This window comes from Sphingomonas phyllosphaerae, from assembly GCA_036946405.1.
GTDB lineage: Bacteria > Pseudomonadota > Alphaproteobacteria > Sphingomonadales > Sphingomonadaceae > Sphingomonas > Sphingomonas phyllosphaerae_D.
Window position 1 is genome coordinate 590,245 of the sequence record JAQIJC010000001.1, and the last position, 25,996, is coordinate 616,240.

Sequence of the window (25,996 nt, forward strand, 5' to 3'; positions counted from 1 at the left end):
ACGGTCGTTTCTGCCGGTGTCAGCAGAAACCCACGGGTGTGGACATGGTGGAATCGATAGGATCAGCGACGGTCAGAACGGGGGTTTCCTCCGTTGCGGCCGTCCAGCCGGCCGCAAAGGCCGCACCGGTCGCCAAGGCGGCGCCGGTCACGAAGCAGGCGGGCAGCGACGCCACGCAGGCACCGGGTGCGCTCGCCAGCGCGATGGCGGGGTCGCCGCCGGTCAACGCCGACCGCGTGCAGGAGATCAAGACCGCGCTCGTCAACGGAACCTTCCCGTTGTCGCCGTCGACGATCGCCGACCAGTTCATCGCGCTGCGCTACGATTGGATGTCCCGCAATGAACAGGCGTGATGCGCTGGTGCGCGTGATCGACATGCTTCATGCCGAGATCGCCGCGCTCAAGACCAACGACATGAACGCGCTGGAGCGTGCGACCTCGAACAAGCTGCGCGCGATCGAGGATCTGCGCCAGCTCGGCGACGGCCCCGCCACGCCGGAACTGCGCGGGCTGGTCGAGGAGGCGGACCGCCTCAACGACACCTGCCGCATCTATGTGAACCTGATGGCGGCAAATGTTCGCCGCCGCCTGCAACTTCTTTCCGGTCAGGGCGGCAGCTCCTACGGCCGCAGCGCCGCTGCCTACGCCTGATCCATTGCCACACCGCTGACACGACGACGCCCCGGCCCGCCCCCGGGGCGTCGTGATTCCGACCGTGCGAAGCCGGTCGCCCCTGCGGAGGCAGGGGCCTAAGTCTCTCTCGTCGATGACCGACCTTCAGGACACGGTGAACGGGCGTGTGTCGGTCCGTCACCCGGTACGCGACAGACATGGGCCCCTGCCTGCGCAGGGGCGACGGCGGTTTGGGTCGGCCTCACCCTTTTGGCACGCCCCTTGCAGAAATGCCGGGCATGACCGTTGCCACGATCACCTCTGCCACCCAGCGGGTTACCTCCGCGATCCAGCGCGCCGCGCAGCGCACCGGCGTCGACTTCGATTACCTGATGGGTCAGGCGCGGCTGGAGAGCGGGCTCAACGCCAATGCGCGCTCCGGCACCTCGTCGGCGAGCGGGCTGTACCAGTTCCTCGACCAGAGCTGGCTGGCGGTCGTCAAACAGCATGGCGCCGAGCATGGCCTCGGCTGGGCCGCGGACAGCATCCAGAAGTCGGGCGGACGCTACACCGTCGCAGGCGGCAATCGCCAGGCGATCCTGGGTCTGCGCAACAACCCCGAAGTCTCCGCACTGATGGCCGCCGAACACGCCAGCGACAACAAGAGCGCGATCGAGGCGGTCACCGGACGTGAGGCGACCGGCACCGACCTCTACATGGCGCACTTCCTCGGCATCGGCGGGGCGCGCACCTTCCTGTCGGCGATGCAGAGCAATCCCGATCGCAGCGCGGCGGCGGTGTTCCCGACCGCGGCGCGCGCGAACCGCAGCGTGTTCTTCGAGCGCGACGGCTCCGCCCGCTCGCTGTCGGAGGTCTACCAACGCTTCGCCGACAAGCTCGGCAACGGATCGGACGCCGCCGCGACCGCCAAGGCCAACAACCAATGGCAGTTCGCGGCGCAGGCGCTCGCCATGGGCGAGGACGCCACCGTCGTCACCGGCACCGGGCAGAGCGCGACCGATGCGCTCGACTGGGCGAAGTCGGCGCTCGGCCAGCGTGGCAATCAGGCCAGCCTGCTGCGCCCGTCCCCGGACAATGCGCGGCTGGCGTATATGATGCTCGCCGGGCTGGGGCGCTAAAAGATGAAGATCCTCGCCCACGCCCGCCAAGGCGCGCTGCCCGCCGCGATCCTGCTGCTCGTCGTGCTGATGGTCGTGCCGATCCCGGCCTTCCTGCTCGACGTGTTCTTCATCATGAACATCACGATCAGCCTCGCGGTGCTGATGGTCGCGCTGAATGCCGAGAAGCCGCTCGATTTCTCGTCCTTCCCGACCGTGCTGCTGTTCGCGACCCTGTTCCGGCTCGGCCTCAACGTCGCCTCGACGCGCATCGTGCTGGTCCACGGCCACACCGGCTCGGCGGCGGCGGGGCATGTCATCGAGGCGTTCGGATCGTTCGTGATCGGCGGCGACTATGTCGTCGGCCTGTTCGTGTTCGCGATCATCGTCATCATCAACCTGATCGTCGTCACCAAGGGCGCCGGCCGCGTCTCCGAAGTGTCGGCGCGCTTCACGCTCGACGCGCTGCCCGGCAAGCAGATGGCGATCGACGCCGATCTCAACGCCGGGCTCATCACCCCCGACGAAGCCAAGAAGCGCCGCGTCGATGTCGCCACCGAGGCCGAATTCTACGGCTCGATGGACGGTTCGTCGAAGTTCGTGAAGGGCGATGCGGTCGCCGGCCTGCTGATTCTCGCCGCGAACATCGTCGGTGGCCTGATCCTCGGCCCGGTCAGCCATTCGCTGACGATCGCCAAGGCCGCGCAGACCTATACGATGCTCGCGATCGGCGACGCGCTGGTCGCGCAGGTGCCGGCGCTGCTGCTCTCGATCGCCGCCGCCGCGATCGTCACCCGCGTGAAATCCGAGAAGGACCTCGCCGGCCAGATCGGCAGCCAGTTCGGCTCGGCGCGCACCTGGACGCCGGTGGCGGTGATCCTCGTGCTGCTTGGCGTGCTGCCGGGGATGCCGCACTTCGTCATCCTGCCGCTTGCCGGCGCCGCCGGGTTCGCCGCGTGGAAGCTGCACCAGATCGCCAAGCGCCCCGCGATCGTCGAGACGCCGCCCGCGGTCGAGGCACCCGATCCCTCCAAGATCGGCTGGGACGAAGTGTCGGAGACGATGCTCGTCAACCTCGACATCGGCTACGGGCTGGTCCCGCTGGTCGACGAGCGGCGCGGCGCGCCCTTGATGGGTCGGATCACCGGCGTGCGTCGCCAGCTGTCGAAGGAACTCGGCTTCGTGGTGCCGCAGGTGCGCGTCCGCGACGACATCAACCTGCCGCCCTACACGTACCGCGTGATGCTGGGCGGAGTGTGCGTCGGCGAGGATCAGGTTTCGCCCGACGAGATGCTGGCGCTCGACACCGGGCAGGGCTTCGGCGAGCTGATCGGCAAGAAGGCCAAGGACCCGACCTTCGGACTCGACGCGACGTGGATCGCGACCGGCGACGCCGATGTCGCGACCGGCCAGGGCTATCTGGTCGTCGATTCGGGCACCGTGATCGCGACGCACCTCAACCATGCGCTGGGCGCGAACGCCGGCGACCTGCTGGGCGCGGACGAGGTCCAGTCGCTGCTCGACGAGTTGAAGGAGCGTGCGCCGCAGCTGGTCGCCGCGCTGGCGCCGCTGCCGCTCACCTCGCTGGCGACCGTGCTCAAGGGGCTGCTGTCCGAAGGCATCCAACTGCGCGAGTTCCGCCGCATCGCCGCGGCGATCTCGCTCGCCGCACAGCGCAGCGCCGACCCGGTCGAGATCATCGAACTGATTCGCCCCGAGCTGGGCTCGCTGATCATCGCCAAGCTGGCCGGCGTGCGCGAGCCGCTGCGCGTGATGACGCTGGAGGGCGGGCTGGAGCAATTGCTCGGCCAGGCCGCGCGGCAGGATCCCGGCCGGCACGTCATCGAACCCGAACTCGGCCGTCGCATCGTCGACGCGCTGCAAGCCGCGGCCCAGCCGCTCATCGCGGAAGCGAAGCCGTTCGCGCTGGTCGTCCAGCCCGCGATCCGCGTCGCGATCCGCAAACTCGTCCGCACCGTTCTACCGGATACGCCCGTCATGAGCTTCTTCGAAGTCCCCGAGGACAAGGCCGTCGAGGTCGTCGCGATCATCGGCAACCAGCCGCAGCAGCAGGCGCTGGCGGCATGAGCGCCGAACCGATGCCGCAGGCGTTCGCTGCCGCCCAGCCCGTCGCGCTGCCGCTGGACGGCGCGCCGCTCACCTATAAGCCGCGCCCCCGCGCGCGTGACGAGAATGCGCTGGTCCGCGAGCATCTGCCGCTGGTCCGCCGGCTGGCGTGGCACGTCCACGGCAGCGTCTCGACCGCGATCGAGGTCGAGGATCTGGTGCAGGTCGGGCTGGTCGCGCTGGTCGAGGCGGTCGCGACGTTCGAGGATCGCGGGCAGGTGACGCTCAGGCAATATCTGGTCACGCGGCTGCGCGGGGCGATGATCGACGAGCTGCGTCGCCACGCCGCGATGACGCGCGGCGCGATCCGGCGGAAGCGCGAATATACGCGCGCAGTCAATCAGCTGAGCCACGAATATGGTCGCGCGCCAACCGAGCGCGAGCTGGCGACGCGGCTGGAGGTGACGCCTGAGAAGCTGCGTACCGAATATGCCGCCGCCGAGGCGGTGAAGTATGAATCGATCGACGAGGTCTATGCCGACGACCAGCCGTGGTTCGCCAGCAACGAACCCGACGCGTTCGAGCAGCTCTCCGAAACGCAGACCCGCGAGCGGTTGATCACCGCGATCTCGGCGTTGCCCGAGCGCGAGCAGCTGGTGATCCAGCTCTATCACGTCGAGGAACTGAACCTCGAGGAGATCGGGCAGGTGCTTGGGATCGGTGCGGCGCGCGTCTGCCAGATCAAGAGCGCCGCGCACGCCAAGCTGAAGAAGGCGATGACGCAGCGCTGAGGGATGCGACCTTCGCCGGTGGCCGTGCGTTGGTGCGGCGATCAGGAGGAGGAAGCGATGACCGAACCCCGCAGCCACCCGGCGCTCAGCGAAGACCAGCGCGATCCCGACGGCACCAATGCGCCGGACGATCTTCCCGCCGGCGAGCCGGACGACAATCCCGACGATCTGACGGTGTCGGACGAAGAGTGACACAATAACCCCGGTGGCCGGATGCGGCCGCCGGGGTTTTTGTTTGCGGGCTGGTGATGGGTGGGATCGAGCCGAGCCTCCCCAAACGCCGTCGCCCCTGCGCAGGCAGGGGCCTATCTCTGCTTAGTCTTGCGCGACGCGACACAGGCGATGATGTGCCTATGTCTGGCCGCTCGGCTGGACGATACAGCCATGGGCCCCTGCCTGCGCGACGGCGTGTGGGGTTAACCCCTGCGGCGGCTTCCCTGACCTTCCCGGCAGCCGAGCCGTTTACCCGCACTGCGCTGCCCCGTCGCCGGAGGGCTGAGCCGCTATCCCATGAGGCTCGAACGCCGCGACGTAGCGGGGTATCGGGTCGAGACCGGCACGACGAGGCAACCGAGGGTCGCGGCCGTCTCCTTCATCCACCGTCGCTCCTGCGCAGGCAGGAGCCTATGACGGCATCGTATCTCGCGACGCCGACACGTTAATCGGCGCGCCTGTGTCATGCCGCTCGCCCGGGCGAGACAGACATGGGCCCCCGCCTGCGCAGGGGCGACGGCGCTTGGGTCGAGCCCCGCCCCCAGACAGCGAAAACCCCCGCCAGCCATCCGGCTGACGGGGGTCCTCTGGTCCGGCACCGGCCCCGCTCTGATCGGGGGCGAGAGGCCGGTGGTCGGCTGCCGGACTTAGCCGAGCAGCTTCATCACGCCCTGCTGCGACTGGTTGGCCTGCGCCAGCATCGCGGTCGAGGCCTGGCCGAGGATCTGCGCCTTGGCGAGCGCGGTCGTCTCGGTCGAGAAGTCGGCGTCCTCGATGCGGCTCTTCGCGTCCGACAGGTTGGTCGCGGTGGTGGTCAGGTTGTTGACCGTCGATTCCAGCCGGTTCTGCGCCGCACCCATCGTGCCGCGAGCCGACGAGATCTTGTCGAGCGCGCCGTCGATCACCGACATCGCCGCCGATGCGCCGGTCTGCGACGAGATCGAGATCGCCGAGGTGCTGGCCGCCGTCAGGCCGGCGTCTGCCACCGCGGTGCCCGAGATCGTCAGCGCGGTGCCCGACGCCGCTTCGATCGACACGTTGCCGCGCACCGTCACGGCGGTCGCACCGGTCGTCACCGCGTTGTTCAAGCCGTCCTTGGCACCCGACAGGATGCTGTTGGTGTCGGTCAGCGCGATGTTGCTGCCGTCGCTGCTGGTCAGGACCAGCTTGCCCGTCGTGTCGGTGGTGGCGGCGATCTTGTTGCCCGAGACACCCGCCAGCGTGCTGTTGATCTTGGCGGCGACCGACGCAGCGTCCTTCTCGTTGTCGGTCATCGTGACGGTGGTCGACCCGATGACCAGCGTGTTGCCGGTGGTCGGCGTGCCGACGCTGGCGGTGACGCTGTTCTTGGCGGTGGCGGTGACGTTCGAAACCGCGGAGTTGATGGCGGTGGCGATCTTGCTGGCGTCCTTGTCGCCGGCAACCACTGCGCCGATATCCTGGCCGTTGACGACCACGCCACCCGCAGCGATCGCCGTCGCGGTGACCGCCGTACCCTTGACCGCCGCCGTCAGGCCCAGCGTCGAGGCGCGGGTGTCGGTCAGCGACATGCTGATGTTCTGGTTGGCGTTGATGCCGGTCTGCAGCTTGACCGAGGTGGAACTGCCGTCGAGCAGGTTGACGCCGTTGAACGAGGTCGTCTTGGCGACGTTGTTCACTTCGGCGGTGAGCTGGGTCATTTCCGACTGGAGCGCGGTGCGATCCGAGTCCTGCAGCGTGCCGTTGGCCGACTGGGTGGCCAGTTCCTTCATGCGGGTCAGCATGTTGGTGACTTCGCCCATCGCGCCTTCGGCGGTCTGCGCCAGGCTGATGCCGTCGTTGGCGTTGCGGACGGCCATCGCCATCGCCTTGGTCTGGCTGGTCATGCGGTTGGCGATCGCGAGGCCGGCGGCGTCGTCCTTCGCCGAGTTGATGCGCTTGCCGGTCGACAGACGCTCCATCGAGGTCGCCAGCGACTTGCTCGCAGCGGTCGAAGCGTTGGTGGCGCGCATCGCCGAGGTGTTGGTGTTGATCACGGTCATGGGAATATCTCCATCTACCGGCCCGTCCCGCCGCCCCCGAATGAGCAGGTGGCCGTGCCGTCACCGCATCAAACGGCTGCCCGCGGCGGACCTTTAGCGCTTTTCGCCAGGAATTTTCGCGGTCGGCGTCCGCGGGATTCTCCCCACTTCCCCTCTGTGTACGCGCGCGCGGGCGCTCCCCGCGCCCGGAAAAAACCTGCCGGCAACGCGGCAAACTATACTGCGCGTTAACCACCGTAGCCGCATCACACTCGCACTGATTCGAGGGAATTTCTCGCCATGCGATCGATCATGCCGACAGCCACCGTGGAGCGCGCGCACCTGACGCTCGTGTCCTCGCTGCGCGCGCAGGGCTTTGCGGTGCAGGCCCCCGCCGCCCGGCCGCAGCCGAACGTCGCCTATCTGGTCGCGGACGGCGAGGCGGTGCCCGCCCCGGCGCGCACGCTGATCGTCGGCGACAGCGGGCGCGAGGTGATCCCGTTCCGTGACGGCCAGCCGGCGCGAATCGCCTACGGCCATGCGGACGCCGCGGTCGGCAACGCCTTCGCCCGCGCGCTGGTCGGCGGGCCGGAGCTGCCGACCGCCGCCGATCCCGAGTCGCTGGCGCTGCTCGCACTGGCCGAGCGCGTCGCGCAGGCCGACATCACCGTGCTCATCAACGGCCCGACCGGCACCGGCAAGGAAGTGCTGGCACGCACCATCCACCTGAATTCGGAGCGCCGCGACGGCCCGTTCGTCGCGATCAACTGCGCCGCTTTGCCCGAAACGATGCTCGAGGCGATGCTGTTCGGTCACCAGAAGGGCGCGTTCACCGGCGCGTCGTCGGGCGGCGAAGGCTTCTTCCGCGCTGCCAATGGCGGCACCTTGCTGCTCGACGAGATCGCCGAGATGCCGCTCAACCTCCAGGCCAAGCTGCTGCGCGTGTTGCAGGAGCGCGAGGTGGTGCCGATCGGTGCGACGATGCCGCAGCCGGTCGACGTCCGCGTCGTCGCCTGCGCCAACCGCGACCTGCAGGCCGAAGTCGCCGCAGGCCGGTTCCGCGCCGATCTCTACTACCGCCTGTCGGTGTTCCCGCTGTCGACGCGCGCGCTCGCCGAGCGGCCGCAGGACATCCCGGCGCTCGCCGCGACGATGATCCTGCGCCACGCCGGCACCCGCGCCTCGGTGCCGTGGCCGAGCGACGCTGCAATCGAGAAGCTGGTCGCGCACGACTGGCCGGGCAACGTCCGCGAGCTGGAGAACGTCATTCAGCGCGCCTTGCTGTTCGCGGGCGGCGATACGATCGAGGCCGATCACATCGTGTTCGACCGCCCGTCGCCCGCGCCGCGCGTCGCCCCGCTGGGCGGCGGCGACGACAACACGCTGGGGCAGGTCGTGCAATTCTCCGAGTTCGCGGCGATCCGAGAGACGCTGGCAGCGTGCGGCGGCAGCCGGATCGAAACCGCCAAGCGGCTCGGCATCTCCGAGCGCACGCTGCGCTACCGGCTCGCCAAGGCGCGCGAGCAGGGTGACGACCTCGCCGCCGGCACCAGCCGGATGCTGTCGGCATGAGCGCGATCGGAGGCGTCGGCGGTGTCGACCGGGTGATGGCGCTGCGCGCGCAGATCCTGGAACGCAACGCCGCCCTGAACCGCACCAGCGGCGCGGCGTCGGCCGCCCCTGCCCCGGCGGCGGGCGGCGCGGCGAACGCGACCAGCTTCGCCGATACGATGCAGTCGGCGATCGCCAAGGTGAACGACGGCCAGCAGAAGGCGTCGGCGTTGTCCGAGCAGTACGAACGCGGCGAGACCGTCGACATCGCCAAGGTGATGCTCGCGCGTCAGGAAGCGTCGGTCGGCTTCGAGGCCACCTTGCAGGTCCGCAACAAGATCCTGTCCGCGTACAAGGACATCATGAGCATGCCGGTCTGATATGAGCAACGCTCTCGCCCCCAATCCGCAGAACCCGGTGCCGGTCACGCTGGTCCCCGAGAAGTTCGCCAATCCGCTGCGCCAGATCCAGGGCGTGATGGCGCAGCCCGCAGTGCGGCGTGCCGGTCCGATGGCGTTGATGGTCGGGCTGATCGGCGCGGCCGGGCTCGCCTGGTCGGCGCTGTCGACCCCGCCGCAGAAGACGTTGTTCTCGGGGCTGCCCGATTCGGACAAGGCCGCGGTCACCACCGCGCTGTCGGCCGCGAACATTCCCAGCCATATCGACGATTCGGCGGGGACGCTGACCGTCAACGAAGAGGATTATTCCAAGGCGCGGCTGCTGCTCGCCGGGCAGGGCCTGCCCAAGGCGGCACCGGGTGGTTACGCGATCCTCGACGAGCTGCCGATGGGCGTCAGCCGCGCGGTCGAGGGCGAACGCCTGCGCCAGGCGCGCGAAACCGAGCTGGCGCGCTCGATCCAGGAGATCGATGCGGTCGCCGAGGCGCGCGTCCATCTCGCGATGCCAGAGGCGAGCGTGTTCGTGCGCGACAATGCCGCGCCGTCGGCGTCGGTGGTCGTCAAGCTGCAGGGTGGCCGCTCGCTGAGCGACGCGCAGGTCCAGTCGATCGTCAACCTCGTCGCCTCGTCGGTGCCGGGGCTGAAGCCCGACGCCGTGACGATCGTCGACCAGATGGGCGGGCTGCTCACCAAGTCGGGGGACGGCCCCGACAGCGCCAACGACAAGCGCATCGAATTCCAGCGCCGCGTCGAGGACAAATATCGCCAGCAGCTGATCCAGCTGCTCACGCCCTTGGTCGGCGCGGGCAATTTCACCGCCGAGGTGCAGGCCGACGTCAATCTCGACGAGACCAGCGCGACGCGCGAAAGCTACGACAAGGAAGGCCGGCTGCGCGCCGAGACCGGCAATTGGACGGGCAACATGGCACCGGGTCAGGCCCCCGGCGGCATTCCCGGTGCGCTGAGCAACACCCCGCCGCCCGCGTCGCAGCTGTCGACGCCGCAACCCGCGACCGGCAATCCCGGCACGCCCGCCGCCACGCCGACCGCCGGCGGCCCCGCGCCCGATCCGGCCAAGCAGACCGACGCGTTCCAGCGCGCCTACGACCTGAACAAGGAAGTCTCGGTCACGCGCGCGGCGCCGGGCAATATCAAGCGGCTGTCGGTCGCGGTGCTGTTGCGCGATCCCGAGAAGACCAAGCGCACCGCGATGGAGATCCAGCAGATCAACGATCTGGTGAAGAGCGCGGTCGGCTTCGACCAGACGCGCAACGACAACGTCACGGTCATCAGCCGCAAGTTCGCCGACGCCAGCACCGACGCCAGCGCCGCACCGAAATGGTACGACAATGCACTGGTGCCGATGCTCGCGCGCAACCTGACCGCGCTCGTCATCGCGTTGCTGGTGCTGCTGCTCGGCGTGCGTCCGATCGCCAAGGCGCTGATGAAGAAGCGCGAGGATGCCACGTCGCCCAAGGAAGCCGCCGCGATCGCCGATGGCACGCGGGGCCAGGGTGCGGGATCGAACGGCGGATCGGGCGAGGACGGCCTCGACGCCGACGGCGAGCAGATCGCGGTCCACTCGCCGGTCAGCCTCGACCAGATCGAGACCAGCCAGAGCTACGAGGAACGGATCGACGCGGTGCGCGGCTTCACGCGCGACAATCCGGCGCGCGCGGCGCTGGCGGTGCGTGACATGCTCGTCGCGGACGCCAAGCCGTGAGCGAGGTCGCGACCGCTCCGCGCATCTTCACCGGCGTCGAACGCGCCGCGGTGCTGATGATGCTCGTCGGTGAGGAAGAGGCCGCCGCAATCCTCCAGAAGCTTGACCCCGAAGAGGTCCGCAAGCTCGGCACCGCGATGTTCGCGGTCGCCGACGTCAGCGAGGAAGAGGTCGAGCTGGTGCTCGACGACTTCGTCGGCAAGGCGCGCGAGCGTACCGGCATCACCTTCAACCCCGGTCCGAAGGTCGAGGCGGTGATGACGCGCGCACTGGGCCGCGACAAGGCGGAGAGCGTGCTGGCGCAGATCACCCCGGCCGAGGCGGTGTGCGAGATCGACCTGCTCGACTGGCTGGATGCCAAGGAGATCGCGGCGATGCTCGACAAGGAGCATCCGCAGATCTGTGCGGTGCTGATCGCCAATCTGGATCCGGCGATCGGCAGCCAGGTGCTCGAACTGCTGCCCGAGCTGACGCAGCCCGACATCCTGCACCGCATCGCGCGGCTGGGGCCGATCACCCCCGATGCGGTCGACGCGTTGCGCACGCTGATCGCGAGCCGCACCGGCGGCGGCAGCGCGAGCGGCGGCGGCGGTGCGTCGTCGACCGCGCTGCAACTGGGCGGTGCGCGCGAGGCGGCGAAGATCCTGCAGGGCGCGCGCAAGTCGACCGAACAGCGCGTCATGCCCAAGCTGCTCAAGATGGACCGCGACATCGCGCGGCAGATCGAGGAGGCGATGTTCGTCTTCGACAACCTGCTGGAACTGGACGACAAGGGTCTGGGCACGCTGATCCGCAACGTCGACGGCGATACGTTGGGCCGCGCGCTGAAGGGTGTGGACGAGGCGGCGCGCAACCGCATCCTCGGCTGCATGTCGGCACGTGCCGCATCGGGCATCCGCGACGATATGGAAGCGCGCGGGCCGATGAAGCTGAGCGAAGTGCTCGAGGCGCAGAAGGCGATCATCCAGATCGCGCGCAACCTTGCCAAGGACGGCACGATCAACCTCGGGGCAGGCGACGACGATTATGTATGAGGTGGATTTCGTCAGCGGTATGCCGTCGCGCGCGAACGCGGCAGCGCTCAGCCGCACGCGTGCGCGATCCGATATCGCACCGGGCTTCACGCCCGCGGACCTGATCGCGCGCATCGAACAGGCATTCGGCGCGCGATCGCCGGCCCCGACCGGCGCGGACGACGCGTCGGACGAGGCCGCTGGCGACCAGCCGCGCCATTTTTCCCCCGCCGACCGCGACGCCGATCCGACCGCGGGCTGGGACATGATGGACGCCGATGCGCCGATCCCGGCGTGCGTCGAGCAGATCGAGGCGGCGCGGATCGCCGGCTATCACGAGGGGCTGGCCGATGCCGCGATCGCCGCCGATGCGGTGGTATCGCGCGAGCGCGCGTTGCTGGACGCGGTCGCGGACGCGATCAAGGCTGGTGGCGCGATCGACCGCATCGCGTTGGCCAGCGCGCTGCGCCGCACCGTCACGATGCTGGTCACGCAATTGGTCGGCGAGATCGGCGTCTCCGCCCCGTTGCTGGCCGCGCGCGTGGAGGCTGCGACCGATCTGCTCGCCGATGCCAGCGAATCGGCGATGCTGCGCGTCCATCCCGAGGATCTGCCGCTGCTCGAAGGCCGCGTGCCCGGCACCGTCTTCCCGGTCGCCGACGAAAGCGTCGAGCGCGGCAGCTTCGTCATGGAGGCCGCGTCGACGATCGTCGAGGACGGCCCGGCGATGTGGCTCGATCAGCTGTCCACCGCCATCGAGCGCGCGGCGGTGCCCGCGTGCTGAACCGCTTCGCCGAGGATTATCTCGGCACGCTCGCGCTCGCCGGATCGCGGCCGAAGCCGCGCGTCGCCGGGCGGCTGTCGTCCTATGACGGGTTGCTGATGGAAGCGGTCGGGCTGTCGCTGCCGGTCGGCACGGTCTGCAAGATCGGCGCGGAGGGCGGGCAACAGGTCGAGGCCGAGGTGATCGGCTTCCGCAACGGCCGCACGCTGATGATGAATCTCGGCGGCCCGGCCGCGCTGCTGCCGAACGCGCCGGTGCGTCCGATGGGGCCGCCGGGCGAGGCGGAGGTCGGTGCGGCGATGCTCGGACGCGTCGTCGATGGCGCGGGCAATCCGATCGACGGGCTCGGCCCGATCCGCGGCGCGGGGCGCTGGCCGCTCGCCGGACATATGCAATCGCCGCTAGACCGTGGCCGCGTGCTCGCGCCAATGGACGTCGGGGTGCGCGCGATCAACGGCCTGCTCACCGTCGGCCAGGGCCAGCGCGTCGGGATCATGGCCGGGTCGGGCGTCGGCAAGTCGGTACTGCTTGGGATGATGGTGCGCGCGGCACAGGCCGATGTCGTCGTGATCGGGCTGATTGGCGAGCGCAGCCGCGAGGTCGCCGATTTCCTCGAAACCAAGGTGGCGGGCGAGGCGCGCAAGCGCTCGGTCGTCGTCGCGGTGCCCGCCAATCACTCGCCGGTGCTCCGCATCCGCGGCGCGCTGCGCGCGACCGCCATCGCCGAGGCGTTCCGCGCCGAGGGCAAGAGCGTGCTGCTCATCATCGATTCGCTCACCCGCGTCGCGCATGCCGGGCGCGAGATCGGGCTCGCGCTGGGCGAGCCGGCGTCGGCGCGCGGCTATCCGCCGTCGGCGATCGCGATGCTCCCCAATTTGCTGGAGCGCGCCGGATCCGACGTGAACACCGGCGGGTCGATCACCGGCATCTATACCGTGCTGGCGGACGGCGACGACGGCAACGATCCGGTCGTCGATTCGGCGCGCTCGATCCTCGACGGGCATATCGTGCTGAGCCGCGCGATGGCCGAGCGTGCGGTCTATCCGGCGATCGACATTTCCAAGTCGATCAGCCGCGTGATGAACGACATCGTGCCGCAGCCGCACCAGCAGGCCGCGCGTATTCTGCGCCGCCATCTGGCGACCTATGAGGAAAACCGCGATCTCGTGCTGATGGGCGCGTATCGCAGCGGCAGCGATCCGGCGATCGACGCCGCGATCGCCTATCAGCCCGCGATCATGGAATTCGTGCGCCAGGACACGCACCAGATGGTGTCGCTGGCCGATGCCGAGATGGAGCTGACCGGCGTCTTCGGCGATGCCTGACGCCAAGCGGCTGAAGCGCCTGCACCGAGTCCGCACGCTCCAGCTCGGGCTGGCGCGCGCCGACGAGGCGCGCACGCAGGCGCAGCTGACCAGCGAGACGCAACTGGCGCAGCGTATCGCGCAACTCGCCGACGCGGTCGCCCCTGCCCCCTCCACCTTCGCCGGCGCGGCCAATCTCGCCGCCAGCGCGCACTTTCGCGAGCGGCTGCACCGCTCGGCGGAAGCGGCGATGAACCGCGTCCGCGCCGCCGAGGCGCAGGTCGAGCGCAGCTCCGAAGCGACGCGCGGCGCGCGGCGCGACCAGAGTGCGGTCGAGAAGCTGATGGATCGGCAGCACGCCGCCGATCTGCGCGCCGAGATGAAGGCGCTCGAGGACGTGCCCGCGCGCCCGAAGAAGTAAACGGCACGCTCCTTGCAACGTGGCAGGCGAACCCTGTCCACGAAAGCGGCCTGACCCTTGACCACGATCGCAAGCCTTCTCCTGACGACGGCACCGGGGGCGATGCTACCGGGTGCCGCCTCGCCCGCGTCGGGCGTGGCGGGCGCCAGCGGCGACTTCCTGAAGCTGGTGCTGCCCGGATGCGGCGACGGGATAGCGGCGGGTGTCGCGGCAACGGCGGGCGAGCCGGGGCGGCAGACTCTTGCCGGGGTCGGCACCGGACTGCCGCTGGTCGATACCGTCGTGCCGAGCGGCGAGGCCGCGCTGGCGTGGCTGGCCGATGCCACCGGGGTTCCGGTGCCCCCGGCTGCGGTCGCGCTGCCCACCGAAACGGCCATGCCGACGACGCCGGTCGCCACGCCGCTCGCGGCGACGCTGAACGCGGCCCCGGCGCTCCCCGAGGCGAGCGCTGCTGTCCGGCCGCGATTGCGAATGGTGACACCCGACGTGCAGATGCCGGCCCGCGATCGCGTCGAGCCGCTTGCCGATGCCGATCCGGCCGTGCCGACAGCGTCGGGCGAGGATGATATTTCGGTCGCCACGGCCACGGTGGTCGTCGCGGCGCCGGTTGCGCCCGTATCGATCACGCCGACGCCGGATATGGTCGCCGCCGCGCCTGTCGTGGCGCCGCCGACAGTCACGCCCGAGATTGCTCAGGCACAGGCGCCGGTCGCTCCGGCGAGTGCGTCGATGCGCGGTCGCGCTGTGCTCACCACCGAACGATCCCCGAACGCACCCGGCACCGGAGCCGAACCCGCACCGGCTGACCCGTCGCTTCCGGCGGTGGCAACGGCCAGCGCACCGGTGCAGGCTGCTCCGACCGACGATACTCCTGCCGCCGAGGTCACATCGACGCCACCGCCGACTCGCGCGGCAACCGTAACGCCACGAGCGCAGACGACTTCCGACGCCGGCACCGCGCCTGCGCCTGCAGAGGCGCCGGCCGTCCCGACGCAGGCCACCCCCGTGGCATCGCAACAGCGCAGCGTGCCGACCGCGGACACGTCACCGACTTCGCCACCGCCACCGCCAGCGGCTGCCCCCGCCCCTGCACGGGCAGCGCGCCGCGACGCGCCCGCGATGGTCGAGATCACCGCCGACACCGCCGCCGCAATCGTCGTCGACGCCGCGTCGCCTTTGACTCGAGCCCTCACGTCGGATCGTGTCACGTCGTCGCCGCGCGCGGCCACGCCGATCCCGGTCGTTGCTGACGCACAGCCGACCGATGTGCCGGCGACCCCTCGTCACCCTGAGGTGACGTCGGCCGCTCCGCGCCACGCCGCCGCCGCGACGCGGATCGTGTCGGCCGACATTGCAGCGGCCGTTCCGCCCTCCCCCGGATCGGAGCCGCCCGTCGCGGTCGCGCCGGTCACGCCGACGCTCCCCGCCGCCACGCGCCCTACCGCCACGCTCGCCGAGGAAGCGCCTTTGCCAGCCGCCTCGCGTAGCGATCCGGCACCGCGCCTCGTCGAGACGCCCGCTGCCGCGGTCACCGGCAAGCCGCTCCCCGAGCGCGCACCGGCTCCGGCGCCAGCGGTGATCGCGAGTGCGGCGACGGTGCGCGTCGATGCGCCGGTCCTCGCACCCGTGACGGTGCCGCCCGCACATGTCGCCGCTCCGGTCACACCGCCGATCGCCAACGCCGCAACTCCTGCGGCGCCGCCGCTTGCCGACGCGCCCGCGCCGCGCGCCAGCGCCGCTACACCGCTGACGGTGCCGGTCGTCCCTGCGACGAACGTCGACGCCCCAGCGACGGATGTTCCTGTTCTGCCGGTCGCAGCGGGTGAGCCGGCACCGATCGTGCGCGAAGCGACGCGCGCCGTGCCGGCGCCGCTTCCGGTCGCCGCCGACACCACGCCGGCGCCGGTCATCGCGAGCGCCGCGCGCACCTTCGCCGAAGCGATTCACCGCGCCGTCACCGCCGAGGAGCGCGCGCGCCCGGCCGATCCGGGCGCGCCGGTTGCCCAGCCGCAGTCGACCGCCGCGATCTCCGCCGCTGCGGTCACCGCGACCGGACAGGCGCAGCAACAGACGCTCGACATGCGCCGGCCGCACTGGCCGAGCGCGATGATCCAGCACATCGAGAAGCTGCGTGACATGGCCGATGCCAATGACATGCGGATCCGCGTCGTTCCCGATGCGCTGGGCGCGATCGACGTCGCGCTGCGCCGCGAAGGCGACACGGTGCAGGTCCAGCTCACCGCCGAGCAACCGCAGACGCGCGCAATGCTCGCTGATGCGCAGCCGCGGCTGACCGAAATGGCCGAAGCACGCGGGCTCAAGCTCCACCACGGCCAGCCCGGCGGCACTACCGCGCAGGGCGACCGTCAGTCGTCGCAGCACCAGCAACAGCCGCAACAACGCGCCGCGCCCGTTCCGGCCGCGCCACCGTCCGCCCGTCGCGCCGCGCAGTCGGACGCCGACGACACCGAACAACGTATCGCCTGATTGAGGGAATCGAACGATGAGTGATGCTCCGGCCGCAGACGCCGCGCCCAAGAAAAAGGGCAAGATGAAGATGATCGTACTCGGCGCCGTCGGCGTCATCGTCCTGTTGGGCGGTGGCGTCGGTGCCGGTCTCTATGCCGCGGGTTCGGGCATGGTCGGCGGCGGTGCCAAGCCGGTGACGCACGAAGATCCCAACAAGCCCAAGCTCGTCCCGAAGAGCGAGCAGAAGCACGCCGGTGAAGGTGCCGAGGGAGGCGAAGGCGGCGAGGGCGGCCACGGTGGCGGCGAAGCGGCAGCCGAGGGCGGCGAAGGTGGCGGCGAGTCGCATGGCACGCCGACGCCGGAAGGGCATGGCGGCGAGCCCTATGCTTCCAACTATTTCGCGATGGAGAAGGAGTTCACCTCCAACCTCCAGGATTCGGTGCACTTCATCCAGATCGGGCTCGCGGTGTCGACGCCCTATGACGACAAGGTCATCACGAATCTGAAAACCAACGACATCGCGATTCGCTCGGCGATCCTGCTGACGCTGGGCGACACGCCCGAAGATCAGGTGTTCACCAGCGCCGGCAAGGCGCAGCTCCAGAAACGGCTCGTCGCGACGATCAACCAGGTTTTGCGCGAAAAGGAGGGATTTGGCGGGATCAGTAACGTCTACTTTACCACTTTCGTGGTTCAGTGAACGTAGATGGTTAACAGGCGCTCCTCCACCGATGCCGGGCTCGACTCCGGTACGCCGATCGGCACCGCTGCCGCATTGGGCGGAGGGCCGGCCGCGCCTGCCAAGCTGCACCCGTTCGGCGATCTCCATACGTTGCAGCATCTGTCGGCGCGCGCCGCGCGCGGCGTGCGCCAGACGTTCGAAGGTTACTGGCGTACCGAGACCCGCGCTTGGGCCGAACCACTCGAGGTGCTGCGCCTTTCCGACTATCGCGCGGGGCGCGGCGACAAGCTGACCGCGTGGCTGCCGCTGTCGATGGACGGTCGCCCGGCCTTGTGCGTGATCGACAGCCAGTTCGTCGTCGAGATCATCGATCTGTTCTTCGGCGGCACCGGGGATGTTTCGCCGGTGCTCGCGCTCGAGTTCACCCCGGCGTGCGACGTGATCGTCGCGCGCGTCGCCGCGTCGCTGGCCCGCGCGCTGGAGACCGCGTGGGAGCCGCTGGCCCGCGCGCATTTCACCGCCGAGCCGTTCGAGCTGGGCGGGAACATGATCCCCGGGATCGAGGCCGACGAGGTGGTGATCGCCACCCGCTTCGCGATCGCGCGCGGCACCGCCAAGCCGGCGTTCGTCGACATCCTCTATCCGGTCGCGACGCTCAAGCCGCACACGGTCGCGCTGACCGGCAAGGTCGTCGCCAAGCCCAGCGAGGTCGACGCCGAATGGCGCACCCAGCTGACGCGCGCGGCGATGGGCGTCCGCTTCCCAGTCCGCTCGGTGCTCGCCGAGCCGACCATCCCGCTCTCGCGGCTCATGGATCTCAAGGAAGGCGACATCATCCCGATCAGCTTCGGCGCCGACGTGCCGATCGTGGTCGGCGGGATGGCGCTGGGGTTGGGCACCGTGGGTACGTCCAACGGCCGCGCGGCCATCCGCATCTCCAAGTTCGAAGGACCCCTGCAATGAACGACATGACCGGCGGATTCGCGATCGACGCCGCCGTCGCCGCCAACCTGCGGCTTTTGCAGGGCGTCGACGTGAAGCTGACCGTCGAGATCGGCTCGACCACTTTGTCGTTGCGCGAATTGCTGGCGCTCGGCGAATCGAGCGTGATCGAGCTGGACCGGCAGGCGGGCGAGCTGCTCGACGTGCTGGTCAACGGCACGCTGATCGGGCGCGGCGAGATCGTGACGGTCGGTGAGCGCTACGGCGTCAAGATGACCGAGCTGGTCTCGCCCGAGAAGCGCGGCTGAGGGGCACGCACGCGATGATGTGGACCTATATCCTGAAGCTGATCGTGATGCTCCCGCTCGTCTGCGGGCTGATGATCGGCTGCCTGTACCTGTGGCGTCGGCTCGAGGCGCGGATGCCCGGCAAGCCGTCGACGCGCGGGATCGCGGTGCGCGAGACGATGATGATCTCGCCGGGCGTCAAGCTGGCGGTGGTCGATTTCGAGGGGCGTCGCCTGCTCGTCTCGGTCAATCGCGCCGGCGTGACGCTGATCGACAAGGCCGACGGGCGCGTGCCGGTGGAGCCGGCCGCATGAGTGCCTCGGCAATGCGAAGCGGCGCGCTGATCCGCCCGCGCGTGTGCGCTGCGGGCAAAAGGTCGCACCTGATCCTCGCGCTGCTCGCGATCGTCGTGGCGCTGTGCGTCGCGATGCCGGCGCTGGCGCAGACCTTCCCCGCGCCGTCGCAGCCGGCGGTGCAGGGCGCGCCGGCCGCGCCCGCGCCGGGCGTCGGCGACGCGGTCGACCGCGCGCTCGGGCAATTGTCGCGCGGCGATGCCGGCGCGCAGAACAACAACGGCTCGCTGTCGCTGTCGCTGCAGGTGCTCATCATCATGGGCCTGCTCACGGTGCTGCCGGGCATCGTGCTGATGATGACCAGCTTCACGCGGATCATCATCGTGCTGTCGATTCTGCGGCAGGCGATGGGCTTGCAGCAGACGCCGCCCAACCAGGTGCTGATCGGCCTGTCGCTGTTCCTCAGCTTCTTCATCATGGCGCCCGCGATCAACCAGATCAACACGACCGCGATCCAGCCCTATTCGCAAGGGCGCATCGGCGGCACCGAGCTGATCCAGACCGCCGCTGCGCCGCTGCACGCCTTCATGGCCAAGCAGACGCGCGTGAAGGACGTGACGATGTTCGCGCAGATGGCGAAGTCCGGCCCGTACGCCACGCCGAAGGACATTCCCTATTCGGTGCTGCTGCCGGCGTTCGTCACCTCGGAGCTGAAGACCGCGTTCCAGATCGGCTTCCTGCTGTTCCTGCCGTTCATCGTCATCGACTTGGTCGTCGCGACGGTGCTGATGGCGCTCGGCATGGCGATGCTCAGCCCGACGATCATCTCGCTGCCGTTCAAACTGCTGCTGTTCGTGCTGGTCGACGGCTGGGCGCTGACGATGGGCAGTCTGGCCAATTCGTTCGCGACATAACGGCTCGTTATCCCCGCGCAGGCGGGGATCCAGAACCTCCGACGTACCGACTCCATCGACAGACCTGCGCGTCTGGGTTCCCGCCTCCGCGGGAATGACGAAGAGAGAAGAGTGACATGCAACCGCTCGTCGACGCCGATTACTTCCTGACCGTCGCCAACCAGACCATGTGGGTGCTGGCGCTCGTCTCTGCGCCGATCCTGATCCCGGCGTTGCTGTCGGGGCTGATCCTCGGGATGGTGCAGGCCGCGACCTCGATCAACGAGCAGACGCTCAGCTTCGTGCCGAAGCTGATCGTTGTCGCGGTGTCGATCATGGTGTTCGGCGCGATGATCCTCGGGCTGTTGAGCGACTTTACGACCGAGATCTTCGCGCGCATCCCGGACTTGGTGCATTGATCTTGCGCCAGCCTCTCCCCGTCACCCCAGCGCATCAGCCTTCCACCGCCGCCCCGGCGGACGCCGGGGTCCAGTTGGGCGGCGTCGGCGAATCTTGCGAATCGTCCCGTCACTGGACCCCGGCGTTCGCCGGGGTGGCAGGTGGCGAGGAAGCCGACGGGGTGAGCTAGGGAGATGTTGGGTTTCGGCCTCTCCATCGAACCGCAGCTCTGGGCGCTGATCTTCGTGATGATCCGCGTCGGTGCGGCATTCATCGCCGCACCCGTGTTCGGCAACGTCTCGGTGCCGCTGCCGGTGCGGATCACGCTGTCGGGCGCGGTCGGGGTGCTGGTGCTCGGCACCACGTCGATCCAGCCGCCCGCGACGATCTTCGCGCTCGCCACCTTCGTCGCGGTCGCCGCCGAGGCGCTGGTCGGGCTCGCGATCGGCTTCATCGTCCAGATCGCCTTCGCCGCGCCGCTGATCGCGGGCGAGATCATCGGCGGGTCGATGGGGATCGGTTTCGCCAACATGATCGACCCCAATTCCGGCCGCTCGAGTCCGGCGGTCGGGCAGTTCCTGTCGATCCTGCTGACCTTGCTGTTCCTGTCGCTCGACGGGCACCTCGTGCTCGTCGACATGGTGGTGAAAAGCTATACCGCGCTGCCGCCCGGCGCGGCGTGGATGAACGTGGGCCAGCTGCGCGACATCGCGCTGTTCGGCGGTTATGCGTTCATGGCCGGGCTGCTGCTCGCGCTGCCGGTCGGCTTCCTGCTGCTGTGCCTCAACCTCGTGATGGGGATGGTGTCGCGCTCGGCGCCGTCGCTCAACCTGTTCTCGATCGGCCTGCCCGCCAGCCTTGCGGTCGGCGTCATCAGCCTCGCGATCGCGCTGCCCGCGATGGGCGATTACATGCAGGTGATCGTCCGTGAGGGCCTCGCCGCCGCGCAAAGCCTGGTGCTCGGCTGATGTCGGAGGGTGGCGACAAGACAGAAGCCCCAACCCAGAAGCGTCGCGACGACGCCAAGGAGAAAGGCGACGTCCTCAAGAGCCGCGATCTCGCAACCGCGTTCGTCGTGCTGGCCGGTATCACCTGGATCATGTTCTTCGGCCCGGCGCTGCTCGCCGCGTGCCGCGAGGTGATGGCGGCGAGCTTCAGCTTCAGTCACGCCGATGTCGAGGATTTCCAGCCGTGGCGCCCGCTGGTGCAGGCCGGGTGGAAGCTCGCCGCGCCGCTCGGCACGTTGTTCGCGATCACGATCGCCGCGGCGATCGCCAGCCAGGCCGGGCTCGGCTCGCTGAGCTTCAACGCCAAATTGCTCGCCCCCAAGGCATCGCGGATCAATCCCGGCTCGGGGATCATGCGGATCATCGGGATGCAGGGCTGGATCGAGCTCGGCAAGTCGCTGCTCAAGGTCACCCTGCTCGGTGCGATCGGCGCGTGGATGCTGTGGCAGACCGCGCATTTCAGCTTCGGGCTCGCCGCCTCCAATCTGCCGGTCGCGCTCGCCGGGCTGGGGTCGACGCTGACGCACGTCCTGCTCGTCATGGCGATGGGGCTGATCGCGATCGGCATGATCGACGTGCCGACCCAGATCATGCAGCTGCTCAAGAAGCTGCGCATGACCAAGCAGGAAGTGAAGGACGAACACAAGGAGAGCGAGGGCAACCCCGAGATGAAGGGGCATATGCGCATGAAGCAGCGCGAGATGCTGTCCGGGGGCATGCACAAGGCGCTCGATCAGGCGCATGTCGTGCTCACCAACCCGACGCACTTCGCGGTCGCGCTGCGCTACGATCGCGGGCGCGACGAGGTGCCGGTGGTGGTCGCCAAGGGACGCGGCGCACTGGCGCTGGCGATCCGCTCCGCCGCCAAGGATCGCGCGCTGCCGGTGCTCGAATATCCCGCGCTCGCGCGTGCCGTCTATTACACCAGCCGCGAGGGACAGGAGGTGCGCGACGATCTGTACCTCGCCATCGCGACCGTGCTGGCATTCGTCTTCGGACTCAATGCGCAAGCCGGCGGGACGCAACCGCCGATCGAAGTGCCCGATACCGCTCGTTTCGACGAAAATGGTGTCCGTCAGTCATAAAGAATCGCCGCGCGCGGCCGTTTAGGAGAGCATCATGGCGACGATCAGCAGCACGAGCACGAGCAGCACGGCGACGACGACGAAAACGTCGTCGACCACGTCGACCTCCAAGACCGGCACTGCGGCGTCGATCAACAAGTCGGCCGCCAACTCGATCCTCACCTCGCTCGGCTCGGGCTCGGGGGTGGACACCGACACGCTGGTGACGCAGCTGGTCGACGCGCAATTCGCCGCCAAGCGCGCGCAGATCACCGCCAAAACCGAGAAGCTGACCGCGCAGATCTCCGACGCCGCGACGCTCAAGAATTTCGTCAGCGACTTCGCCAAGGCGGTCAACACGCTCGTCACCGGCGGCACGCTCGCGACGCAGCCGAACGTCAGCGATCCGAAGGTCGCGGGCGCAACCGCGATCTCGGGCGCGCCGATGTCGGCCAGCGCATCGGCGAACGTCACCGTCACCTCGCTCGCGACCGTGCAGACCGTCACCAGCGCCAAGCTCGGCAAGACCGATCAGTTCGGCACCGGCAAGCTGACGATCAACGTCGGCACCGCCACCTACACCGCGGGCAAGATGACCGATCTGGCGGTCGGCAAGGCCAGCGACGGCACCGATCTGTCGTTCGACATCGATATCGCGCCGCCCAACGACACGCTGTCGGGGATCGCCGCCGCGATCAACGCCAAAAACACCGGCGTCACCGCGGCGATCATCACCGACGCCGACGGCGGCGCGTTCCTGTCGCTCAAGGGGCAGAGCGGCACCGCGCAGGCGTTCTCGATGACGGGCACCGGCGGCACGCTCGACACGCTCAGCGTCGGCAAGGATGCGACCGCGACCTCCAAGATGGCGGTCGTCGGCCAATCGGCAAACGCCAAATTGTCCGTCGACGGCGTGTCGGTCGAACGGCCCAGCAACGAGATCAGCGATCTGGTCCCCGGCGTAAAGCTGACGCTGGCGGGCACCGGTTCGATGACGCTGACCGGCACGCGCCCCGACACCGCGCTGACCAATGGCGTCAAGGACTTCGTCGAGACGTTCAACCAGTTGCTCAACGAGGTGAAGCAGCAGACCAACGCGGTCGACGGCAGCCTGCGCGCCGATCCCGCCGCCAAGCAGCTGCTGCGCAACCTGCAGGGGTTCGCGAGCAAGACCTTGCTCCCTGACGCCGCCGCGGGCACGCCCTCGACGTTGGCCGGGATCGGCGTCACCACCGACAAGACCACCGGCGAGCTGACGATCGATGACGCCGCGCTGACCAAGGCGATGAAGGACACGCCCGATGCGATCCAGGCGATGTTCAATCCGAACAGCTTCGGCGCGACCGGGCTCAACGCCGCGATGCAGTCGTTGAAGCTGTCGTCGGGCAGCACGCTCTACGGGCTCGGCGCGACCGACCTGAAGCTGCGCAAGGCGCAGGACGAGCTGACCAAGGAAAGCGCCAAGATCGACGAACAATCGACGCGCTTCTCGGCGCGGCTGACGCAGCAATATGCCAGCATGAACTCGCGCGTGTCGGCCTACAAGCAGACGCAGTCGTTCATGAAGCAGCAGATCGACGGCTGGTACAAGTCGAGCTGATCGGGAGAGACGACAGATCATGGCCTATGCCTCTTCCCTGCTGCGCGATCCGGCGCGCACCTATCGCGAGATCGACCTTGCCGGCCGTACCGCCGCGGCCGATGGCCCGGCGCTCGTCCAGCTGCTCTACGAGGAGCTGACGCAGGCGCTGCGCGTCGCCGCCTGGGCAGCCGATCGCAAGCAATTCGCGACACGCAGCGAACGCCTGACCCGCGCCACCGCGATCCTGTTCGCGCTGGAGGCCAATCTCGATTTCGAGAAGGGCGGCGACGTGTCGCGCGCGCTGGCGCGCTTCTACGGCGGGTGCCGGCGACAGGTGATCGAGGCGAGCATCGGCACCGATGGCGCGCCGTTCCGCGCGGTCGCCGCCGAGCTGGAAGAGATCGCCAGCGCCTGGCGTCAGGCACGCGCGGCGTAGTTTCCGTCATTCCCGCAAAGGCGGGAATCCAGACGCGCAGGTCGTCGTAAGAACCGCTGACGTCAGCGGTTCTGGATCCCCGCCTTCGCGGGGATGACGGACGGGACGTCGACGCTCACCCCCGGAACCAGTGCCGCTGGACGAACCACACCACGATCCCCGCCGCGATCACCGCGCAGGCGCCGGCGATCGCGTCGAATGCCCACGGCTCCTCGGCATAGGGCAGCCCCTTGACGTTCATCCCGTACAGCCCGGTCAGGAAGGTCAGCGGCAGGAAGATCATCGCCACCATCGCGATCACCAGACTGCGCTGATCGAGCTGTTCGGCGCGCAGGTCGGTCAGCGCCTCGTGCATCAGCGCGGCGCGCTCGCGGATCGCCTCGACTTCCTCGGCCATGCGTGCGGCACGGTCGGCGGCGGCGGCGAGATGCGCGCGATCGTCCTCCGCCAGCCAGTCGCCGGGCAGCGTCGCCAAGCGCTCGAGCGCAGCGCGCTGTGGGCTGAGGAAGCGGCGGTAATTGATCGCCTCCGAGCGCATCCGCGTCACCGAACGGCGCAGCTCGAAGACATGGTGTGCGCTCAGTTTCTGTTCGCAATCGTCGAGTCCGTCGCCGAGGTCGGCGACGACCGGATCGAGATCCTCGGTGATCGCGGTCGCGATCGCGGCGATCAGGTCACCGGGGTCGCGCAGCTCGCCGCGCTCCATCTCCTGCTCGACCCGCGCCAGCGTCACCAGCCGCTTGCGCGAGACGGTGACGACGCGGCCCTTGGTGGCCCAGATGCGGATCGAGGCGAGCACGTCCGATGTGTCGAGCGGCTCGTCGGTGCGCCCGCGCAGGTTGACGAACGCGCCGTGCCCGATCTTCTCGGCGCGTGGCCGCGTCTCGGCGGCGGTCAGCGCGTCGACGGTGAAGGTGTCGAGCCCGGCGGCGTCGCGCAGCCATGTCTGCGCCTCCGCGGCGTTCGAGGCGAGATGCACCCACAGGAACGCCGCCTCACCCGACAGCGCCGCTTCCGGTGTGACCTTCTCGACCGTGCCGTCGTTACCGACACGCCAAGCCACCCCGCTCATGATCGCATCCCGATATCGACGGTCAGCCCGGTGCCGTGTGTCGGCGGCGCATCGCATTGTTCGCGTGCGGCGTCGGCGCGCGCGCGGTCGAGGATCGCGGCGGGGACATCGGCGCGATGCGTGACGCGGTCGGCGGCGGCGAGCAGCCGTGCCTGCCGCAGCGTGAGGTCGTCGGGGTCGCGCGAGGCGAGATCGAGCCGCACGACGCCGGTGGTCGCGCGGCCCGCGAGCACGGCTTCTGCGGCATCGCGCCCGTCGTAATCGGTGAGCGGATCGAGCGCCGCGCCGGGGGCGAGCGCCGCGCCGATCGCGCGCCGCCGATCGCCGCTGTCGGGCAGCGCAGCGCGCAATGCTGTGCGGCCGGCGTGCAGCGCCTCGGCGAGCCGCCCGAGTGAGGCGGGCAAGACCGCCTCCAGCCGCTGACGCACCGCCGCCGCCAATCCGGCAGAGACGCCGCCGGTGCCGATCGCGACCAGCACCGGCGCGCGGTCGACGATCGCGGGCAACGTGAAGTCGCAGAGTTCGGGACGGTCGACCGCGTTCACCAGGACGCCGCGTGCCTTGAGCCGCGCCACCGCTTCATCGTCGTCAGCAACGATGGCCAGCCGGGCGTCGGGGTGATCTTCGCCGACGACGATCGCCCCGGCGCGTTCGAGCAAGCGCCGTTTCGGTTCCGCCGCCTCGCCCTCGCCGATCAGGATCACCGGGCGGCCGCTCAGGCGGACGAACAGCGGGAGGCTGTGGAGGGTCATGCGGCGCGTCCTCGCGCCGTCGCCTCACCTCTTCGCGTCACCCCGGCGAGGGCCGGGGTCCAGTGGCAAGCGGTACGTTTGATACGGCTCCCTCGCCCAACTGGGCCCCGGCCTCCGCCGGGG

At 69.3% G+C, this 25,996-nt stretch carries 27 protein-coding genes; 24 read left to right on the forward strand and 3 right to left on the reverse strand.

The window, feature by feature from the left end:
• The first annotated feature begins 44 nt into the window (after positions 1–44).
• The 6 genes from flgM to PGN12_02685 all read left to right on the forward strand — a co-directional run bounded on the left by flgM (position 45) and on the right by PGN12_02685 (position 4,780).
• Positions 45–353 (forward strand): flagellar biosynthesis anti-sigma factor FlgM, encoded by a 309-nt coding sequence (gene flgM, locus PGN12_02660; protein ID MEH3102784.1) that lies wholly within the window; start codon positions 45–47, stop codon positions 351–353.
• A complete protein-coding gene (locus tag PGN12_02665) occupies positions 340–651 on the forward strand; it encodes a flagellar protein FlgN (protein ID MEH3102785.1) in 312 nt (103 codons plus the stop codon). Before flgM ends, PGN12_02665 begins: the two co-directional genes overlap by 14 nt.
• Positions 652–911: 260 nt before the next feature.
• Entirely contained in the window at positions 912–1,751 is an 840-nt protein-coding gene (locus PGN12_02670) for a lytic transglycosylase domain-containing protein (GenBank protein MEH3102786.1), read from the forward strand.
• Between the two features lie 3 nt (positions 1,752–1,754).
• Positions 1,755–3,818: a flagellar biosynthesis protein FlhA gene (gene flhA / locus PGN12_02675; protein MEH3102787.1), complete on the forward strand. Its 2,064-nt coding sequence runs from the start codon at positions 1,755–1,757 to the stop codon at positions 3,816–3,818.
• Positions 3,815–4,588, forward strand: a complete 774-nt coding sequence (locus PGN12_02680) for a FliA/WhiG family RNA polymerase sigma factor (protein ID MEH3102788.1) — start codon at positions 3,815–3,817, stop codon at positions 4,586–4,588. Before flhA ends, PGN12_02680 begins: the two co-directional genes overlap by 4 nt.
• A 57-nt stretch (positions 4,589–4,645) precedes the next feature.
• Entirely contained in the window at positions 4,646–4,780 is a 135-nt protein-coding gene (locus tag PGN12_02685) for a hypothetical protein (protein MEH3102789.1), read from the forward strand.
• A 668-nt stretch (positions 4,781–5,448) separates the two neighbouring features.
• Here PGN12_02685 and PGN12_02690 read toward each other — a convergent pair.
• The gene (locus PGN12_02690; GenBank protein MEH3102790.1) at positions 5,449–6,822 is read right to left on the reverse strand and encodes a flagellin; all 1,374 of its coding nucleotides are present in this window, start codon (positions 6,820–6,822) and stop codon (positions 5,449–5,451) included.
• A gap of 279 nt (positions 6,823–7,101) precedes the next feature.
• Here PGN12_02690 and PGN12_02695 point away from each other — a divergent pair, with 279 nt between their 5' ends.
• The 18 genes from PGN12_02695 to PGN12_02780 all read left to right on the forward strand — a co-directional run bounded on the left by PGN12_02695 (position 7,102) and on the right by PGN12_02780 (position 24,049).
• Positions 7,102–8,373: a sigma 54-interacting transcriptional regulator gene (locus tag PGN12_02695; protein ID MEH3102791.1), complete on the forward strand. Its 1,272-nt coding sequence runs from the start codon at positions 7,102–7,104 to the stop codon at positions 8,371–8,373.
• The gene (gene fliE / locus PGN12_02700) at positions 8,370–8,732 is read left to right on the forward strand and encodes a flagellar hook-basal body complex protein FliE (protein MEH3102792.1); all 363 of its coding nucleotides are present in this window, start codon (positions 8,370–8,372) and stop codon (positions 8,730–8,732) included. The genes PGN12_02695 and fliE overlap by 4 nt, the downstream gene beginning before the upstream one ends.
• A 1-nt stretch (position 8,733) precedes the next feature.
• Positions 8,734–10,473: a flagellar basal-body MS-ring/collar protein FliF gene (fliF, locus tag PGN12_02705; protein MEH3102793.1), complete on the forward strand. Its 1,740-nt coding sequence runs from the start codon at positions 8,734–8,736 to the stop codon at positions 10,471–10,473.
• Positions 10,470–11,507, forward strand: a complete 1,038-nt coding sequence (gene fliG, locus PGN12_02710; GenBank protein MEH3102794.1) for a flagellar motor switch protein FliG — start codon at positions 10,470–10,472, stop codon at positions 11,505–11,507. Before fliF ends, fliG begins: the two co-directional genes overlap by 4 nt.
• Entirely contained in the window at positions 11,500–12,270 is a 771-nt protein-coding gene (locus PGN12_02715) for a flagellar biosynthesis protein FliH (GenBank protein ID MEH3102795.1), read from the forward strand. Before fliG ends, PGN12_02715 begins: the two co-directional genes overlap by 8 nt.
• A complete protein-coding gene (locus tag PGN12_02720; protein MEH3102796.1) occupies positions 12,264–13,595 on the forward strand; it encodes a FliI/YscN family ATPase in 1,332 nt (443 codons plus the stop codon). Before PGN12_02715 ends, PGN12_02720 begins: the two co-directional genes overlap by 7 nt.
• Complete coding sequence (locus PGN12_02725; protein MEH3102797.1) at positions 13,588–13,995, forward strand: hypothetical protein; 408 nt, start codon at positions 13,588–13,590, stop codon at positions 13,993–13,995. Before PGN12_02720 ends, PGN12_02725 begins: the two co-directional genes overlap by 8 nt.
• Positions 13,996–14,052: 57 nt before the next feature.
• Positions 14,053–16,482, forward strand: a complete 2,430-nt coding sequence (locus tag PGN12_02730; GenBank protein MEH3102798.1) for a flagellar hook-length control protein FliK — start codon at positions 14,053–14,055, stop codon at positions 16,480–16,482.
• 16 nt (positions 16,483–16,498) lie between these two features.
• Positions 16,499–17,164, forward strand: a complete 666-nt coding sequence (locus PGN12_02735; protein ID MEH3102799.1) for a flagellar basal body-associated FliL family protein — start codon at positions 16,499–16,501, stop codon at positions 17,162–17,164.
• Between the two features lie 6 nt (positions 17,165–17,170).
• A complete protein-coding gene (locus tag PGN12_02740; protein MEH3102800.1) occupies positions 17,171–18,109 on the forward strand; it encodes a flagellar motor switch protein FliM in 939 nt (312 codons plus the stop codon).
• Positions 18,106–18,396 carry a flagellar motor switch protein FliN gene (gene fliN / locus PGN12_02745; GenBank protein ID MEH3102801.1) on the forward strand — a complete coding sequence of 97 codons (291 nt, stop codon included), beginning with the start codon at positions 18,106–18,108 and terminating at the stop codon, positions 18,394–18,396. Before PGN12_02740 ends, fliN begins: the two co-directional genes overlap by 4 nt.
• A gap of 14 nt (positions 18,397–18,410) precedes the next feature.
• The gene (locus tag PGN12_02750) at positions 18,411–18,689 is read left to right on the forward strand and encodes a flagellar biosynthetic protein FliO (protein ID MEH3102802.1); all 279 of its coding nucleotides are present in this window, start codon (positions 18,411–18,413) and stop codon (positions 18,687–18,689) included.
• A gap of 11 nt (positions 18,690–18,700) precedes the next feature.
• Positions 18,701–19,582: a flagellar type III secretion system pore protein FliP gene (gene fliP / locus PGN12_02755; GenBank protein ID MEH3102803.1), complete on the forward strand. Its 882-nt coding sequence runs from the start codon at positions 18,701–18,703 to the stop codon at positions 19,580–19,582.
• A 116-nt stretch (positions 19,583–19,698) separates the two neighbouring features.
• Positions 19,699–19,980 (forward strand): flagellar biosynthesis protein FliQ, encoded by a 282-nt coding sequence (fliQ, locus tag PGN12_02760; protein MEH3102804.1) that lies wholly within the window; start codon positions 19,699–19,701, stop codon positions 19,978–19,980.
• Between the two features lie 174 nt (positions 19,981–20,154).
• Positions 20,155–20,928 (forward strand): flagellar biosynthetic protein FliR, encoded by a 774-nt coding sequence (gene fliR, locus PGN12_02765; GenBank protein ID MEH3102805.1) that lies wholly within the window; start codon positions 20,155–20,157, stop codon positions 20,926–20,928.
• Complete coding sequence (locus PGN12_02770) at positions 20,928–22,052, forward strand: flagellar type III secretion system protein FlhB (GenBank protein MEH3102806.1); 1,125 nt, start codon at positions 20,928–20,930, stop codon at positions 22,050–22,052. The genes fliR and PGN12_02770 overlap by 1 nt, the downstream gene beginning before the upstream one ends.
• A gap of 34 nt (positions 22,053–22,086) precedes the next feature.
• A complete protein-coding gene (fliD, locus tag PGN12_02775; GenBank protein MEH3102807.1) occupies positions 22,087–23,631 on the forward strand; it encodes a flagellar filament capping protein FliD in 1,545 nt (514 codons plus the stop codon).
• Positions 23,632–23,650: 19 nt separating this feature from the next.
• The gene (locus PGN12_02780; protein MEH3102808.1) at positions 23,651–24,049 is read left to right on the forward strand and encodes a flagellar protein FliS; all 399 of its coding nucleotides are present in this window, start codon (positions 23,651–23,653) and stop codon (positions 24,047–24,049) included.
• Positions 24,050–24,164: 115 nt separating this feature from the next.
• On the opposite strand, the gene PGN12_02785 is transcribed toward PGN12_02780, so the two are convergent.
• Both PGN12_02785 and PGN12_02790 read right to left on the reverse strand, forming a co-directional pair.
• Positions 24,165–25,121, reverse strand: coding sequence for a zinc transporter ZntB (locus PGN12_02785; protein MEH3102809.1), 957 nt, complete (start codon positions 25,119–25,121; stop codon positions 24,165–24,167).
• A complete protein-coding gene (locus tag PGN12_02790; GenBank protein MEH3102810.1) occupies positions 25,118–25,873 on the reverse strand; it encodes a siroheme synthase in 756 nt (251 codons plus the stop codon). Before PGN12_02790 ends, PGN12_02785 begins: the two co-directional genes overlap by 4 nt.
• Between the last annotated feature and the right edge of the window lie 123 nt (positions 25,874–25,996).